We start from the raw sequence: 15,811 nt of genomic DNA on the forward strand, positions 1-15,811 counted from the left end.
CGCCCCGCCACCCCCGTCCGCCCCATCCGAGAGGAGGCGACCGCATGTACGAAGGCATCGTCCAGGAGCTGATCGACGAGCTCGGCCGGCTCCCCGGCATCGGCCCGAAGTCCGCCCAGCGCATCGCGTTCCACATCCTGCAGACCGAGACGTTCGACGTCACCCGGCTCGCCGAGATCCTCCTCGAGCTGCGCGGCCGCGTGCACTTCTGCGACATCTGCGGGAACGTCGCGGAGGAGGCGACCTGCGGGATCTGCCGCGACCCGCGCCGAAGCCGCGCGGTCATCTGCGTCGTGGAGGAGGCGAAGGACGTCCCGGCGATCGAGCGCACCCGCGAGTTCCGCGGGCTCTACCACGTGCTCGGCGGCGCGATCAGCCCGATCGACGGCATCGGCCCGGATCAGCTCCGCATCCGCCAGCTGCTGCAGCGGCTCGCGGACGGCGAGGTGCAGGAGGTCATCATCGCGACCGACCCGAACCTCGAGGGCGAGGCGACGGCGACCTACCTCTCGCGCATGCTCAGCACCCTCGGCATCCGCATCACCCGCCTGGCGTCCGGGCTGCCCGTCGGCGGAGACCTCGAGTACGCCGATGAGATCACCCTCGGCCGCGCCTTCGAGGGCCGCCGGCTCGTCGAGAACTGACGCGGCCGCCGGAGTCGCATGACCGCTCCGGCATGCGGTCGACCGGTAGACTCGCCCGTCGGGTCGCGACGGCGGTCCAGCCACCGACACGGGAGCAGCACGTGAGCCTGATCGTCCAGAAGTTCGGCGGGTCCTCCGTCGCCGACGCGGAGAGCATCAAGCGGGTCGCGAAGCGGATCGTCGCCACCAAGCAGGCGGGCAACGACGTGGTCGTCGCCGTCTCGGCCATGGGCGACACCACCGACGACCTGCTCGAGCTCGCCCACCAGGTCACGCCCATCCCCGCCCCCCGCGAGCTCGACATGCTGCTCTCCTCGGGCGAGCGCATCTCGATGGCGCTGCTGGCGATGGCGATCAAGAGCATGGGCTTCGAGGCCCGCTCCTTCACCGGCAGCCAGGCCGGCATGATCACGGACGCGCAGCACGGCGCCGCCCGCATCGTGGACATCACCCCGGTCCGCCTCCGCGAGGCGCTCGACGAGAACGCCGTCGTCATCGTCGCGGGCTTCCAGGGCTTCAACCGCGACACGAAGGACATCACCACTCTCGGCCGCGGCGGCTCGGACACCACCGCCGTCGCGCTCGCCGCGGGACTCGGCGCCGACACCTGCGAGATCTACACCGACGTCGACGGCGTCTTCACCGCCGATCCGCGGGTCGTCAAGAAGGCCCGCAAGCTCGACCGCATCACCAGCGAGGAGATGCTCGAGCTGGCCGCCGCGGGCGCGAAGGTGCTGCACATCCGCGCCGTCGAGTTCGCCCGCCGCCACGGAGTCACGCTCCACGTGCGCTCCTCCTTCAGCCCCAACGAGGGCACCATCGTCTACAACGCCGAGACCGCCGGCGCCGAGCAGAACGGACAAGCCGTGGAAGAGCCCATCATCGCCGGAGTCGCCGCCGACCTGAACGAGGCGAAGATCACCGTCGTCGGAGTCCCCGACATCCCGGGCAAGGCCGCGCAGATCTTCACGATCGTGGCCAAGACCGGCTCCAACATCGACATGATCGTGCAGAACGTGTCGGCTGCGGCCACCGCCCGCACCGACATCTCGTTCACCCTGCCCAAGGCCGACGGCCAGACCGTCCTCATGGCTCTCAACGCCGAGAAGGACGAGGTCGGCTTCGAGTCCCTGCAGTACGACGACCAGATCGCCAAGCTCGCGCTCGTGGGCGCCGGGATGCGCACCAACGCCGGCGTCTCCGCGAAGCTGTTCCGCTCCCTCTACGAGGCCGGGATCAACATCGAGATGATCTCCACCAGCGAGATCCGCATCTCGGTCGTCACCCGCGCCGACACCGTGAACGAGGCCCTGCGCGTCGTGCACACCGCCTTCGGGCTCGACGCCGAGGACGAGGCGGTCGTCTACGCCGGTACCGGCCGCTGACGGCCGGACACCCTCGCGGTCCGGCCGTTCCTCCCGAGCGGCCGGACCGACCGGTACCCTCTCCCTCGATCCCCCCGCCACGAGCGGCCCGCGCGCCGCACGGACGAAAGAGCACAGCATGAGCAGCACCCCCCTCCACGTGGGCGTCGTCGGCGCGACCGGCCAGGTCGGGAAGGTGATGCGCCGCCTCCTCGAGGAGCGCGACTTCCCCGTCGCGTCCATCCGCTTCTTCGCCACCGCCCGCTCGGCGGGCACGACGCTGCCGTTCCGCGGCGAGGACGTCGTGGTCGAGGACGTCGAGACCGCCGATCCGTCGGGGCTCGACATCGCCCTGTTCTCCGCGGGAGCCACGGGCTCCCGCGCGCAGGCGCCCCGTTTCGCCGCGGCCGGCGTCACCGTGATCGACAACTCCAGCGCCTGGCGGATGGACCCCGAGGTCCCGCTCGTCGTCAGCGAGGTGAACCCCCACGCCATCGACCAGGCGGTCAAGGGCATCATCGCCAACCCCAACTGCACCACGATGGCGGCGATGCCGATCCTGAAGGTCCTCGACCGCGAGGCGGGACTCACCCGCCTGATCGTCAGCACCTACCAGGCCGTGTCCGGCAGCGGGCTGGCCGGAGCGAACGAGCTGGCCGGCCAGGTCCGCGCCGCGGTCGCCGACGAGCACCTGCTCGACCTGGTGCACGACGGCTCGGCGGTCGACTTCCCCGCGCCGGACAAGTACGTCGCCCCGATCGCCTTCGACGTCATCCCCTTCGCGGGCAGCCTGGTCGAGGACGGCTCGAACGAGACCGACGAGGAGAAGAAGCTCCGCAACGAGAGCCGTCGCATCCTCGAGCTCCCGGAGCTGCTGGTCTCGGGCACCTGCGTGCGCGTCCCCGTCTTCACCGGCCACTCGCTCTCCGTGAACGCCGAGTTCGCCTCCGCCCTCAGCCCCGAGCGCGCGCGCGAGCTGCTGGCCGACGCGCCCGGCGTCGTGCTGCGCGAGGTGCCGACTCCGCTGGAGGCCGCGGGCAAGGACCCGAGCTACGTCGGCCGCATCCGCGCCGACGAGGGCGCTCCGGAAGGACGCGGCCTCGCGCTCTTCATCAGCAACGACAACCTCCGCAAGGGTGCGGCTCTGAACGCCGTGCAGATCGCCGAGCTCATCGCGGCGAAGCAGCCCGTCTCCTGATCCTCCCGGAAGGGGCCGGCGCCGAGCGCTCCGGCCCCTTCCGGGTGGAAAAGCCGCGAATTTGATGGGGGAGCGAGGCCCCTCCCCGCCTCGGCGTGCTCGCGCGAGCGTAAACTCGTCTCTCGTGAACTCCTCGGAACCGGTCGACGTCGCCCTCATCGGTGGGGGCATCATGAGCGCCACTCTCGGCGCCCTCATCACCCAGCTGCAGCCCGACTGGACCATCGCCGCCTACGAGCGCCTCGGCGACGTGGCGCAGGAGTCGTCGAACCCGTGGAACAACGCGGGCACCGGTCACGCGGCCCTCTGCGAGCTGAACTACATGCCCGAGGCGGCCGACGGCTCCGTCGATCCGGCCAAGGCGATCCAGATCAACGAGCAGTTCCAGATCTCGCGCCAGTTCTGGTCGAGCCTGGTGGAGTCGGGCGACATCCGCGAGCCGTCCAGCTTCATCAACCCGGCGCCGCACATGACCTTCGTGCACGGCGAGGCCAACGTCGAGTACCTCCGCAAGCGCTACGAGGCGCTCAAGGACCAGCCGCTGTTCGCCGGCATCGAGTTCACCGAGAGCGTCAAGACCATCCACGAGTGGGCGCCCCTGCTGATGGAGCAGCGTCCCGCCGGCGGCGGCCCCTACGCGGCGACGCGCATGCCGGCCGGCACCGACGTCGACTTCGGCTCGCTGACCCACCAGCTGTTCGACCACGTCGTCGCCCGCGGCGGCACGCTCGACACCGGCCGCGAGGTCACCGACATCACCCGTCAGAAGGACGGCACCTGGCGGCTCGACCTCAAGCAGGTCGTCGGAGGCACGCCGCAGAGCGTGACCGCGCGCTTCGTCTTCGTCGGCGCGGGCGGCGGCGCGCTGCACCTGCTGCAGAAGTCCGGGATCCCCGAGATCAAGGGCTTCGGCGGCTTCCCCATCTCGGGGCAGTTCCTCCGCACGGACAACCCCGAGCTGGTCGCCCGGCACAAGGCCAAGGTCTACGGCAAGGCCGCGGTCGGAGCGCCTCCGATGTCGGTGCCGCACCTCGATGCGCGCGTCGTCGACGGCGAGTCGTCCCTCCTCTTCGGCCCCTACGCGGGCTTCACGCCCAAGTTCCTGAAGCGGGGCTCCTGGCTCGACCTGCCCCTGTCGATCCGACCGCACAACATCGGCCCGATGCTCGCGGTCGCCCGCGACAACCTCGACCTGATGAAGTACCTGATCGGCGAGGTGCTCGCCGGCCGCGGCAAGAAGATGAAGGCCCTGCGCGAGTTCCTCCCCACCGCCCGCGACGAGGACTGGTACCTGATCACGGCCGGCCAGCGCGTCCAGGTGATGAAGAAGGACGAGAAGAAGGGCGGCGTGCTGCAGTTCGGCACCGAGGTCATCACCGGAGGGGACGGCACGATCGCCGGCCTGCTCGGCGCCTCGCCCGGAGCGTCGACCGCCGTGCCGATCATGCTCGACATCGTGCAGAAGTGCTTCCCCGACCGGATGAAGGCCTGGGAGCCCCGGATCCGCGCGCTGGTGCCGAGCTACGGCTCGACGCTCAACGACGCGCCCGAGAAGGCCGAGCAGACGGTCACCGCGACCGCCGAGACGCTGGAGCTGTCCGCCTCCGTCTGATCGGGTGCGAGCCGTTCGAACATATGTTCTAATGGCTCCATGAGGTGGAGCGGACAGTCGATCGGCACGGCCGACGAGGCCGCGCTGCCCGGGCTCGTCACGCTCACCGATCTGGTGCGGACGGTGCGCACTCCGGAGTTCGAGGGCATCACCTTCTACGAGGTGCTCGCGAAGTCGGCGCTCAACCGCGTGCACACCTCCTCGACGATGCCGTTCGGCTGGAGCATCAACCCGATGCGCGGCTGCACCCACGCCTGCACCTACTGCTTCGCCCGGCCCACGCACGAGTACCTCGAGTTCGACGGCGGTCGCGACTTCGACTCCCAGATCGTCGTCAAGGTGAACGTCGCCGAGGTCCTCACCCGCGAGCTCGCCAAGCCGAGCTGGGAGCGGCACCCCGTGGCCCTCGGCACCAACACCGATCCGTACCAGCGCGCCGAGGGCCGCTACCGGCTGATGCCGGGCATCATCGCCGCGCTCGCCGCCTCCGGCACCCCGATCTCGATCCTCACGAAGGGCTCGCTGCTGCGGCGCGACCTGCCGCTGCTCCGCGAGGCCGCCGAGCACGTCCCGGTCGACCTCGGCGTCTCGATCGCCGTCTACGACGAGGGTCTCCAGCGCTCCGTCGAGCCGGGAGCGCCGACCGCGGCGGCCCGTCTGGCGACGGTCACCGCGGCACGGGAGGCCGGGTTCGACTGCTCGGTGTTCCTGATGCCGATCCTGCCGTTCCTCACCGACACCCGGGCGCACCTCGACGAGTCGCTGCGGGCGTGCCGCGAGGCCGGCGCCAGCACGATCATGTACTCGACCCTCTACCTCAAGCCCGGGGTGAAGGAGTGGTTCCTGCAGTGGCTCGGGCAGGAGCACCCCGAGCTGGTCGACAGGTACCGCGCGCTCTACCCGGGCCGCGACGCCTACGCGCCTCTCGAGTACCGGCGCTGGCTCTCGGCGCGCATCCGCCCGCTGATGCGCGCGCACGGGCTCGAGCGCGGCGAGGAGGACCCGGCCACCGGCTCCGTCAAGTCCTCGGCCCTCGGCTCGCTCGGGACTCTGCGGGCCCTCGGCGGCGAGCGGCGCTCCCTCCAGCACGACGGGCTGCTGGTCGGAGAGCTCGGCCCGGAGCGCGCCGCGATCCTCCCGGGCGTCGGGCAGCCGACGCTGTTCTGAGCCGGTGCCGGGCCCGGCCGCGGCTAGGATCGTCCGCATGGTCACCCGCTCCGGTGAGCCCTCGGGCTCCTCCGCCCGGAGCGCCCGCGACGCGGTGCCCCGTCCGGTCCGGCTCGGCCTGCTCGACCCGCGCGAGGACCTGCTCGCGGCGACGAGCGCGTGGATCCGCACCCACGCCCCGGACTTCGAGGTCGTCGTGGCCGCCTCCACCTGGCACGACCTGGTGACGAGCGACGTGTTCCCCACCCAGGTGGTCGTGATGGACGTCGAGCTGCGCGAGCCGATCTCGATCGAGGCGCGGATCCGGACCTGCCGGGCGGCGGGAGCCGCGGTCGTGGCGCTCTCCGCGAGCGAGGACGACGAGGTCCGCGAGCGCGCTCTGAAGGCCGGGGCCGTGCGGCATCTGGCGAAGTCGCGCTCGCTCGCCGAGGTGATGGAGCAGACCCGCGCCGCTCTCGAGATGCGCTCGGCCGACGTCTCGTCCGCGCAGTGGCGGCCCCTGCCGTCCGGAGTCGCGGCGCAGCAGCGCCCGCGGCTCAGCGCCGGCGAGTTGGAGGCGCTGCGCCTCTACGCGTCCGGATCGAGCACTCCGGAGGTCGCCGCCAAGATGAACGTGCAGTTCGAGACCGCGAAGACCTACCTGCAGCGCGTCCGCCGCAAGTACGTCGCCGTCGGCCGGCCTGCGAGCCGCCGGGCCGATCTGATCCGCCGCGCCGGCGAGGACGGGTTCCTCCTGTGACCGACCCCTGCTCACCCCGGAGGCCCCGCCTCCGGACCCGCCCCCGGACCCGCCCCGAGGAGACCTGATGGCCAAGCTGTACTTCCGCTACGGAGCGATGAACAGCGGGAAGAGCACGTCGCTCCTGCAGGCCGCGCACAACTACGAGGAGCGCGGGCACCGGGTGCTGCTGGCCAAGCCGGCCGTCGACACGAAGGGCGAGGAGCTGATCGTGTCGCGGCTCGGCGTGACCCGTCCGGTGGACATCCTGTTCGAGCCCGACGGCGACCCGGTGGCCGTCTTCACCGCCGCCCGGGCCCGTGTCCTGGCCGAGTCGAAGCGCGACGTGAGCGCTCTGCTCGTCGACGAGGCGCAGTTCCTGCCGGAGTCGCACGTCGACGATCTGCTCCGGATCGCCATCCTCGAGAACGTGCCGGTCCTGGCCTACGGCATCCGGACGGACTTCCGCACCGCCGCGTTCCCGGGCAGCAGGCGGCTGCTGGAGATCGCCCACAGCCTCGAGGAGCTGAAGACGATCTGCCGGTGCGGGCGCAAAGCGATCTTCAACGGGCGCGTCGTGGACGGCCGCTTCGTCTTCGACGGCGATCAGGTCGCGATCGACGGAACGGCGGTCACCTACGAATCCCTGTGCGGGGCGTGCTACCTCCAGGAGAGCCGCGGCCGGCTCCGCGGCTGACCGGTCGAGCGTTCCTCACCGGCGCGACACCCCTCCGAAACGAGGAAGTGGGTAGCCTGACGACGTGACAACACCGGAAACGGAATTACGCCTTTCGAAGCAGCAGGAAAGGTCGGGGGAAACGATGACGGCGCAAGGGGCACCGCTGAGGCGTCGGCCGTCGTGGGAGCAGGACTACCGGCGACGGCTGCTCATCACGGACGTCGTCGCGATCGTCCTCTCCGTCTTCGGCACGCAGCTCTTCTGGTTCGACCTGAACCTGAACTCGGACCTGGGGTTCAAGAACCCCGCCGACATCGCGGTCAGCTACACCTGGGTGTCCGTCGCCCTGTCGGTCGGCTGGCTCCTCGCCCTCCAGGTCTTCGACACGCGCGACCGCCGGATCGTCGGCACCGGCTACGTCGAGTACCGCCGCGTCGTCGACGCCTCCATCTGGCTCTTCGGCATCGTCGCGATCATCGCCTACCTGCTCCAGATCCTGCTCGCGCGGGGCTACATCATCACGGCGTTCCCCGCCGGGATCGTGCTGATCTGCGTCGGCCGCCTGGTCTGGCGCTCCTGGCTCACCCGGCAGCGCCGGGCGGGCCGCTTCTCGAGCCAGGTCGTGCTCCTCGGCTCCCGCGCGAGCGTCCTGCACACCGCGCGCGAGCTGCGCCGCGGCACCGAAGCCGGCTACAAACTCGTCGGCGCCGTCTCGACCTCGGTCGGCGGGGCGGAGGCGCTGCAGAGCGAGCAGGAGCTCTCGGGCCTCGCGGTCCACGGGTTCACGGGGATCGACGGCGTCCGCGCCGTGATGGACGCCACCGGCGCCGACACGGTGGTCGTCACGAGCTCCGACGAGCTGGCACCGCAGCGGATCCGCGAGCTGAGCTGGACCCTCGAGCCCGGGCGCGAGCACCTCGTCGTGGCGCCGAGCCTCACCGACATCGGCGGTCCGCGCATCCACACCCGCCCCGTCGCGGGCCTTCCGCTGATCCACGTCGAGACCCCGCGCTTCGACGGCCGCCAGCGGTTCGCCAAGCGCCTCTTCGACATCCTCGCGTCGACCATGCTGATCATCCTCAGCGCGCCGGTGCTCATCGTCGTCGCCGTGCTGGTCAAGGCCACCAGCCCCGGACCCGTGCTCTTCCGGCAGGAGCGCATCGGCCTGAACGGCGCGACCTTCGAGATGCTGAAGTTCCGCTCGATGGTCGTCGACGCCGAGGCGCGACTGGCGGCTCTCGCGTCGCAGCAGCGTGCGGAGGGGAACTCGATCCTCTTCAAGATGGCGAAGGACCCGCGGGTCACCCGCGTGGGCGCGATCCTCCGTCGCTTCAGCCTCGACGAGCTGCCCCAGTTCCTGAACGTGTTCCGCGGCGACATGTCACTGATCGGCCCCCGCCCGCCCCTGGCGCGCGAGGTCGAGCAGTACGAGGAGCACGTGCACCGCCGCTTCCTGATGAAGCCCGGCATCACCGGCCTCTGGCAGGTCAGCGGACGCTCGAACCTCTCGTGGGAGGACACCGTCCGCCTCGACCTGTACTACGTCGAGAACTGGTCGATGACCGGCGACATCGTGATCCTCTTCAAGACCGCGCGCGCCGTCCTCGCCCGCGACGGGGCGTACTGATCGCCGCGGGGAGGGGCGCCGAGCCCCGCACCCTGTCCGTCTCGGTCCTCGAGACCCCGTTCCGCGTGGTCTTCGGACGCGGTGTCGGCGACGAGGACGCGGCGCGGATCGCCGACAGCTGGGCCGCCTGCGCGTCCGAGCCCGACGCGGCAGCGCGCGACGTCCTCGCCGAGGTGGGGCACGATCCCTCCGTCCCGGTCGACGGCTCGCCCCGGGTCTCGAGCGCCACGCTCGCGCAGCTCGAGGAGTCCCTCACCTCGACGCTGACCCTCGAGGCGATCGGCGCCCGTCGCGCCGACCTGCTGATGCTCCACGCCTGCGGGATCTCCGACGAGTCCGGCCGCGTGCTGGCCTTCGTCGCTGCGTCCGGGACCGGCAAGACCACCATCGCCCGGACGCTCGGGTCCCGCTTCGGCTACGTCACCGACGAGACGGTCGGCGTCACCCCGGAGGGGCGCGTCCTGCCCTATCCCAAGCCCCTGTCGGTGAAGCCGCTCACCGGGTCGGCGCCGAAGGCGCAGCTCGCGCCCGGGTCACTCGCCCTCCGACCGGTCCCGGAGGCGCCCCTGCGGCTCGCGGGCGTCGTCCTGCTCGAGCGCCGCGACGGCGTCGGGACGCCCTTCCTCGAGCACGTCGACCCGGTCGACGCGATCGAGGACCTGGTGCCGCAGACCTCCTACCTCTCGGCCCGCCCACGGCCGATCGCCGATCTCGTCCGCACCCTCTCGGCGGTGGGCGGCGTCCGGCGACTGGTCTACTCGGAGGCCGCGAGCGTGGTGCACCTGGTCGAGGAGGCCTTCGTGTCCCTCGGCACCGAAGCGCCGTCCGCCTGGTCCGAGGTGGTCTCCGTGCCGCTCGACGCGGTGCGCGAGGCCCTGCCCGGCATCGTCCTGCGCACCCCTGCGGACGACGCCGTGGAGCTCCCGGACGGCGAGCTGCTCGTCTTCTGCGGCGACACCCTCGTGCGCCTGTCCGGCATCGGCCCGACGATCTGGCGGCACGCCGGCCAGGGCTCCGATCTGCCCGGTCTCGTCGCCGCGGTGCTCGAGGAGGCGGGCCCGCCGCCCGCCGGCGTCGATGCGGAGGCGGTCGTCGAGTCCGCCCTGGTCGAGCTCGAGGGCCTCGGTGTGATCACGAGAGGGACTCCGCCGCAGCCCACCCCCGACGGGTGGCACGGTTGACGCGCCTGGCGCCGAGGGCGCGGAAGCGCTGTGTCAGAATTCGGAAGAACCCGTCTCCGGCACCCGCCGCGTGATCCGTACCAGCGAAGGAATCTGACTCTGTGGAACTTCGAGACGTCCTCCGGCTGCTGCGCGACCACTGGATCCCGATCGTCGCGGCGATCCTCCTCGGCACTCTCGTCGCCTTCGGCTGGTCGCTGACGCAGAAGCCTCGCTACGTAGCCGACTCGCAGGGACTCGTCTCCGTCGCCACCACCGGTGCCGACGACGGCCAGGCGATCTACACGCAGCAGATCGCGCAGTCCGTCGCCAAGTCGAGCCTCGCCACCTACGTCCCGATCGCCACCTCGCGCGACGTCGCTCAGATCGCGATCGACAGCCTCGGCCTCGACGTCTCGCCCGCCACGCTGATCTCGGCGATCACCGTGCAGGCCGACACGGTCGCCCCGGTGATGAAGGTCAGCGCCACCGCCTCCACCCCCGAGGGCGCGCAGAAGCTCGCCGACGCCTGGGTCGCGGCCATCGCCACCAAAGTGCAGCAGGTCAACCAGGAGACGGGCGTCGGCGACACGGTCTCCCTCACCGTCCTGCAGACCGCGGCGCTCCCGTCCTCGCCGGCCTTCCCGAACCTGCGCCTCGTCCTCGCGGTCGGCGCGCTCGCGGGCCTCGTCCTCGGCCTCGTCTACGCGTTCGTCCGCAACACGCTGGACCGGCGCATCCGCACCGCCGAGATGGTCGAGCGCCTGTTCGACCTCCCCGTGGTCGGCACCCTCCCCGTCGACAAGCGCCTCAGCGAGACCAACCGCATCGTCCCCGAGGCCGACACGACCGACTACATCAAGGCCGACGGCAAGCACGCCCTGGCCGAGTCGCTGCGCGAGCTCCGCACCAACCTGCAGTTCATGAACATCGACAGCCCGCCGCGCATCATCGTCGTGACGAGCCCGCTGCCCTCGGACGGCAAGTCGACGGTGACCGCGAACCTCGCGGTGACGCTCGCCGCCTCCGGCCAGCGCACCGTCGTCGTCGACGGCGACCTCCGCAAGCCCACCGTCGCCAAGTCGTTCGGCCTCGTGCCCGGCGTCGGCCTGACCGACCTGCTGATCGGCAAGGCCGAGCTGCAGGACGTCCTGCAGCCGTGGGGCCCGTCCGGCAATCTCTGGATCCTCGGTGCCGGGTCGATCCCGCCGAACCCGTCCGAGCTGCTCGGCTCCAACGGCATGGACATCCTCCTGCACGAGATCGCCCGCGAGGCCATCGTGATCGTCGATGCGCCGCCGCTCCTGCCCGTCACGGACGGCGCCATCCTCACCGCCCGCACCGACGGCGCGCTCGTGGTCATCTCCGCGGGCAAGACGACGACCGACGAGCTCGGCAAGGCCATCCAGAACCTCGAGCGGGTCAGCGGCCACACCCTCGGCGTGATCCTCAACCGCGTGCCCGCGCGCGGCCAGGTCGGCCGGGGCTACGGCTACTACTACACGAGCTACTACGGCTCCGAGCGATCGGGCGCCCGCCCGGACACGGCTGTCGAGGCCGAGCCCGCGTCGACCTCGGCCTGAGCGCCCCGCGATGATCTTCCCGGGAGACGACTCCGCCCGCCCCGCCCGCCGGAGCTGGCGACCGGACGAGCCGGTCGCCGCCTCCGCCGCCCCCGTCTTCACCGTGCTCTCGGTCTGCACCGGCAACATCTGCCGGTCGCCGATGGCCGAGAAGCTGCTGCGCGCCGCACTCGCCGACGCGACCTCGCCCGAGGGAGGTCCGCTCTTCGCGTTCACGAGCGCCGGAGTGAGGACGCGCGACGGACTGCCGATGGACCCGGTCTCGGCCCGCTTCTCGGCCGAGCACGGGGGAGATCCGGCCGCGCACACGAGCGCGGTGCTCGGCGACGCGACCGTCGGCGACGCCGATCTCCTGCTCACGATGACCCGCGACCACCTGGTCGACGCCTCCCGGCGCTTCCCGTCGCTCCTCCTCCGCGGCTTCACGCTGCTCGAGTTCGCCCGCGTGCTGCCCTTCGTGCTGCGGGAGGTGCCGCTGCCGACGGTCGAGGACCCCGCCGTGCGGCTCCGCGCCGTCGTGCGCCTCGCCGCCGCGCACCGCGGGCGCGCCCCGCGGGTCGAGGGCGGCGACGACATCGAGGACCCGATCGGCCGCAGCGAGGCCGTGCACGAGCGCGTGGCGGCGCAGATCGCGGCCGCTGTCGCCGACGTCTCCCGTGATCTGAGAGCATTGGCGCGGCGGTAGTCGCGCGTCCCCGGTCGCGCTGACGCCTCGCCGCATCGCATCGCTCCTCCTCACCGTCGCGACCGCGACACGAACCCGCCACGATTCGGAGAACCCCTGTGAAGCTTTCTGTCATCGGCTGCGGCTACCTCGGTGCCGTCCACGCTGCCGCCATGGCCGAGCTCGGCCACGACGTCATCGGCATCGACGTCGACCAGAAGAAGATCGACGCCCTGGCCGCCGGCACCGCGCCGTTCTTCGAGCCCGGCCTCCCGGAGCTGCTGTCCTCCGGCGTCGCCTCCGGCCGCCTGCGCTTCTCGACCGACATGGCCGACGCCGCCGGTGCGGCCGTGCACTTCGTCGCCGTCGGCACTCCGCAGAAGCCGGGCGAGAACGCCGCGGACATGACCTACGTCGACTCGGCGATCGACGGTCTCCTGCCCTACCTCGAGGCGGACTCCCTCGTCGTCGGCAAGTCGACCGTGCCCGTCGGCACCGCCGCCCGCCTGGCCGACCGCATCGCCTCCTCCGGTGCGACCCTCGCCTGGAACCCCGAGTTCCTCCGCGAGGGCTTCGCCGTGAAGGACACGATCAGCCCCGACCGCCTCGTCTACGGCGTGCCCGCGGGCGAGGCCGGAGCCGCGGCGAAGGCGACCCTCGACGAGGTCTACGCGACCGCGCTCGCCGCCGAGACCCCGCTCGTGGTCACCGACTACGCCACCGCCGAGCTGGTGAAGGTCTCGGCCAACGCCTTCCTCGCGACCAAGATCTCGTTCATCAACGCGATCGCCGAGATCGCGGAGGTCACCGGCGCGGACGTCACGCAGCTCGCCGACGCGATCGGCTACGACGTGCGGATCGGCCGCCGCTTCCTGAACGCGGGCATCGGCTTCGGCGGCGGCTGCCTCCCGAAGGACATCCGCGCCTTCTCGGCCCGCGCCGACGAGCTCGGCGTCGGCGAGTCCGTCGCCTTCCTCAAGGAGGTCGACGCGATCAACCTGCGTCGCCGCCAGCGCGTCGTCGACCTCGTCACCGAGGGCCTGGGCGGCTCCGTCGAGGGCCGCCGCATCGCGGTGCTCGGTCTGGCGTTCAAGCCGGAGTCGGACGACATCCGCGACTCGCCGTCGCTCGACGTCGCCGCGCGGCTGCACGACCTCGGCGCGATCGTGGTCGCGACCGACCCCGAGGCGATCGAGAACTCGCGCCGCCGCTACCCCGAGATCACCTACACGACCGATGTCGACGAGGCGCTGGCCGGTGCCGACGCCGTGGTCGTCGTGACCGAGTGGAAGCAGTTCCGCGCCCTCGACCCCGCGGCCACGGCGGCGAAGGTGGCCAACACCTTCCTCGTCGACGGTCGCAACTGCCTCGACCCCGCCGCCTGGCGTGCGGCCGGCTGGGAGTACCGCGGCCTCGGCCGCTGACGCGGAGGAGCCGTCGTCTCAGCGGACGCGGCTCGGCTGATCCGCCACGACGCCGGCGGTGCCGCGGAGGGGGATGTGCGCGAAGGCGTCGTCCCACTCCGCCGCCCTCCGGCGTCGTCGTGCGCGGACGATCATCCGGAGCAGCACGCCGGCGACCGCGCCGAGGAGAGCACCGGAGGTGTTCATCACCACGTCGTCGACGGTCGCGAAGCGCGCCGAGAGGAAGAGGAGCTGGCCCGCCTCGATCAGCGAGCTCACGACGGCGCCGACGGCCACAGCGACCCACGCCCTCCGGAGCCGCAGGTTGAGCGCCAGGAGCAGCCCCAGGGGGACGAACAGGGCGATGTTGGCGGTCGACTCGATGAACGCGTAGTCGACCATCGGGAGGCCGTGCCGGGCGAACCAGGAGGTCACCCGGCCGAGATCGCCGCGCATCCCCGCATCGACGGGCGTCGGCCAGAAGGCGATCGCTGCGAGGGCGACCACGTACGGCACGCCGATCGCGAGGGTGAGGCGGGTGAGCGACCGGGTCACGGTGCTCCTCTCGTCGGTCGTCGGGCGGGGGCGGCGACGACGGCGGAAGAACAGTCTCGCTCCCGGCTGCTGGGATCGGGCCGGGAGGCGCGGAGGAGCGGGCTGAGGCGCGCCCGTGCGCACGCACTCCGCGCGCCGCCGTGGGTGCTCGAGCCGGGGAGCGCAGCCCGGTCATCGCGGCAGTTCCGCCGACGATCCGGCTCCGCCACGGCTGAGCCCTCGCCCGGGGTCCAGCTCAGGACGGCGGGCGAGCCCCGCTGCAGCAGGACTCCGGAACGCCCCGGGAACGACGAAGCCCGGCCGGATCATCGATCCTGGCCGGGCTTCTCACCGGTCGGGGTAGCGGGATTCGAACCCACGACCTCCTCGTCCCGAACGAGGCGCGCTACCAAGCTGCGCCACACCCCGGTGTGCTCATCACGGAGAACCGCTCACGAGCCTCGACAATAGTAGCCGATTTCCGGACCGCCGTCGGACACCCCTCGTCAGGCCGCGGGGGTGAGCGTCACGAGGGTCACCTCGGGCCGGCAGGCGAAGCGCACCGGGGCGTAGATGGAGGTGCCGACTCCGGCCGACACGTTGAGGTGAGAGCTGCGCAGTCCGTTGTCCCACGTCGTCGAGCCGGCGACCTTGTCGCGCGGGATGTCGCAGTTCGTGACGAGGGCGCCGAAGCCCGGGACGCAGACCTGGCCGCCGTGCGTGTGCCCGGCGAGGATCACCTCGGCACCGCGGGCGACGAAGTCGTCGAGGATGCGCTGGTAGGGCGCGTGCGCTACGCCGATGCTGACACCCGCCGGTCCGTCCTCCGCGCCGCGCAGCTCGTCCACGGCTCCCGCGACGAGGTCGATGCGGTCCAGGCCGATGTGAGGGTCGTCGACGCCGAAGAACTCGATGCGCGTCCCCTTCACCGTGATGCTCTCGGCGCGGTTGTTGAGGTCCACCCAGCCGAGCCCGCCCGAGAAGAAGCCGGTCAGCCCCTCGGTGTCGAGATCGGCCTCGTGCTGCCGGGGGTTCTTGGAGGGGCCGACGAAGTAGCGGAGCGGGTTCTTGATCCGAGGGCCGAAGTAGTCGTTGGATCCGTTGACGAAGGCGCCGGGGATCCCGGCGAAGGGCTCCAGAGCCCGGCGGATGCCGAGCACGCCGTCGCGGTGGCCGAGGTTGTCGCCGGTGTCGACCACGACGTCGGGCGCCAGGGCGAGGAGCGAGCGGATCCACTCCTGCTTCTTCGTCTGCCACGGAGCCATGTGCAGGTCCGACACGTGCAGGATGCGGATCGGCTCGGAACCGGCGGGCAGCACCGGGAACGACGTGCGCCGGACGGTGAACAGCGTCCGCTCGACGCCGATGCCCCAGGCCGCGGCGACGGCTCCGGCCGCAGCGACGGCCGCGAGGGCGGTGGTGAGGGGGCGACGGGTGCGTCCGGTCATGGGTCCTTCT

Annotated in this window: 14 protein-coding genes and 1 tRNA gene; 12 read left to right on the plus strand and 3 right to left on the minus strand. The window is 71.6% G+C overall.

What is annotated here, in order from left to right; translation table 11 throughout:
• Window positions 1-44: 44 nt before the first annotated feature.
• From recR to C5D08_RS06405, 12 genes are all read left to right on the plus strand, one after another.
• Entirely contained in the window at window positions 45-644 is a 600-nt protein-coding gene (recR, locus tag C5D08_RS06350; protein WP_104222157.1) for a recombination mediator RecR, read from the plus strand.
• A 101-nt stretch (window positions 645-745) separates the two neighbouring features.
• Entirely contained in the window at window positions 746-2,029 is a 1,284-nt protein-coding gene (locus C5D08_RS06355; protein ID WP_104222160.1) for an aspartate kinase, read from the plus strand.
• A 118-nt stretch (window positions 2,030-2,147) separates the two neighbouring features.
• Window positions 2,148-3,206 (plus strand): aspartate-semialdehyde dehydrogenase, encoded by a 1,059-nt coding sequence (locus C5D08_RS06360; protein ID WP_104276319.1) that lies wholly within the window; start codon window positions 2,148-2,150, stop codon window positions 3,204-3,206.
• A 64-nt stretch (window positions 3,207-3,270) separates the two neighbouring features.
• A complete protein-coding gene (locus C5D08_RS06365; protein WP_104276320.1) occupies window positions 3,271-4,818 on the plus strand; it encodes a malate:quinone oxidoreductase in 1,548 nt (515 codons plus the stop codon).
• A 39-nt stretch (window positions 4,819-4,857) separates the two neighbouring features.
• Window positions 4,858-5,985: an Rv2578c family radical SAM protein gene (locus C5D08_RS06370; protein ID WP_104276321.1), complete on the plus strand. Its 1,128-nt coding sequence runs from the start codon at window positions 4,858-4,860 to the stop codon at window positions 5,983-5,985.
• Window positions 5,986-6,022: 37 nt separating this feature from the next.
• The gene (locus tag C5D08_RS06375) at window positions 6,023-6,724 is read left to right on the plus strand and encodes a LuxR C-terminal-related transcriptional regulator (RefSeq protein ID WP_146086110.1); all 702 of its coding nucleotides are present in this window, start codon (window positions 6,023-6,025) and stop codon (window positions 6,722-6,724) included.
• A gap of 67 nt (window positions 6,725-6,791) precedes the next feature.
• Complete coding sequence (locus tag C5D08_RS06380) at window positions 6,792-7,400, plus strand: thymidine kinase (RefSeq protein WP_104227256.1); 609 nt, start codon at window positions 6,792-6,794, stop codon at window positions 7,398-7,400.
• A 124-nt stretch (window positions 7,401-7,524) separates the two neighbouring features.
• The gene (locus C5D08_RS06385; protein WP_104276322.1) at window positions 7,525-9,009 is read left to right on the plus strand and encodes a sugar transferase; all 1,485 of its coding nucleotides are present in this window, start codon (window positions 7,525-7,527) and stop codon (window positions 9,007-9,009) included.
• Between the two features lie 65 nt (window positions 9,010-9,074).
• Entirely contained in the window at window positions 9,075-10,190 is a 1,116-nt protein-coding gene (locus C5D08_RS06390) for a hypothetical protein (protein ID WP_104276323.1), read from the plus strand.
• A 101-nt stretch (window positions 10,191-10,291) separates the two neighbouring features.
• Window positions 10,292-11,752, plus strand: a complete 1,461-nt coding sequence (locus tag C5D08_RS06395) for a polysaccharide biosynthesis tyrosine autokinase (protein ID WP_104276324.1) — start codon at window positions 10,292-10,294, stop codon at window positions 11,750-11,752.
• Window positions 11,753-11,762: 10 nt separating this feature from the next.
• Window positions 11,763-12,437: a hypothetical protein gene (locus C5D08_RS06400; RefSeq protein WP_104276325.1), complete on the plus strand. Its 675-nt coding sequence runs from the start codon at window positions 11,763-11,765 to the stop codon at window positions 12,435-12,437.
• Between the two features lie 98 nt (window positions 12,438-12,535).
• Entirely contained in the window at window positions 12,536-13,840 is a 1,305-nt protein-coding gene (locus C5D08_RS06405; RefSeq protein WP_104276326.1) for a UDP-glucose/GDP-mannose dehydrogenase family protein, read from the plus strand.
• A gap of 18 nt (window positions 13,841-13,858) precedes the next feature.
• Here the strand turns inward: C5D08_RS06405 and C5D08_RS06410 are convergent, their stop codons facing one another.
• The 3 genes from C5D08_RS06410 to C5D08_RS06420 form a co-directional block, all read right to left on the minus strand.
• A complete protein-coding gene (locus tag C5D08_RS06410) occupies window positions 13,859-14,374 on the minus strand; it encodes a VanZ family protein (RefSeq protein WP_258067337.1) in 516 nt (171 codons plus the stop codon).
• 334 nt (window positions 14,375-14,708) lie between these two features.
• Window positions 14,709-14,782: transfer RNA gene (locus C5D08_RS06415), tRNA-Pro, on the minus strand.
• A 77-nt stretch (window positions 14,783-14,859) separates the two neighbouring features.
• Window positions 14,860-15,801 carry a metallophosphoesterase gene (locus tag C5D08_RS06420; protein ID WP_104276327.1) on the minus strand — a complete coding sequence of 314 codons (942 nt, stop codon included), beginning with the start codon at window positions 15,799-15,801 and terminating at the stop codon, window positions 14,860-14,862.
• Window positions 15,802-15,811 lie beyond the last annotated feature (10 nt).

The organism is Rathayibacter sp. AY1B6 (genome assembly GCF_002932755.1).
Classification (GTDB): Bacteria; Actinomycetota; Actinomycetes; order Actinomycetales; family Microbacteriaceae; genus Rathayibacter.

Bases quoted from the DNA above. Each gene is read 5' to 3' on its own strand.
- recR (WP_104222157.1), top strand. From the start codon at position 45: ATGTACGAAGGCATCGTCCAGGAGCTGATCGACGAGCTCGGCCGGCTC.
- C5D08_RS06360 (WP_104276319.1), top strand. From the start codon at position 2,148: ATGAGCAGCACCCCCCTCCACGTGGGCGTCGTCGGCGCGACCGGCCAG.
- C5D08_RS06365 (WP_104276320.1), top strand. From the start codon at position 3,271: ATGGGGGAGCGAGGCCCCTCCCCGCCTCGGCGTGCTCGCGCGAGCGTA.
- C5D08_RS06370 (WP_104276321.1), top strand. From the start codon at position 4,858: ATGAGGTGGAGCGGACAGTCGATCGGCACGGCCGACGAGGCCGCGCTG.
- C5D08_RS06375 (WP_146086110.1), top strand. From the start codon at position 6,023: ATGGTCACCCGCTCCGGTGAGCCCTCGGGCTCCTCCGCCCGGAGCGCC.
- C5D08_RS06380 (WP_104227256.1), top strand. From the start codon at position 6,792: ATGGCCAAGCTGTACTTCCGCTACGGAGCGATGAACAGCGGGAAGAGC.
- C5D08_RS06385 (WP_104276322.1), top strand. From the start codon at position 7,525: ATGACGGCGCAAGGGGCACCGCTGAGGCGTCGGCCGTCGTGGGAGCAG.
- C5D08_RS06400 (WP_104276325.1), top strand. From the start codon at position 11,763: ATGATCTTCCCGGGAGACGACTCCGCCCGCCCCGCCCGCCGGAGCTGG.
- C5D08_RS06420 (WP_104276327.1), bottom strand. From the start codon at position 15,801: ATGACCGGACGCACCCGTCGCCCCCTCACCACCGCCCTCGCGGCCGTC.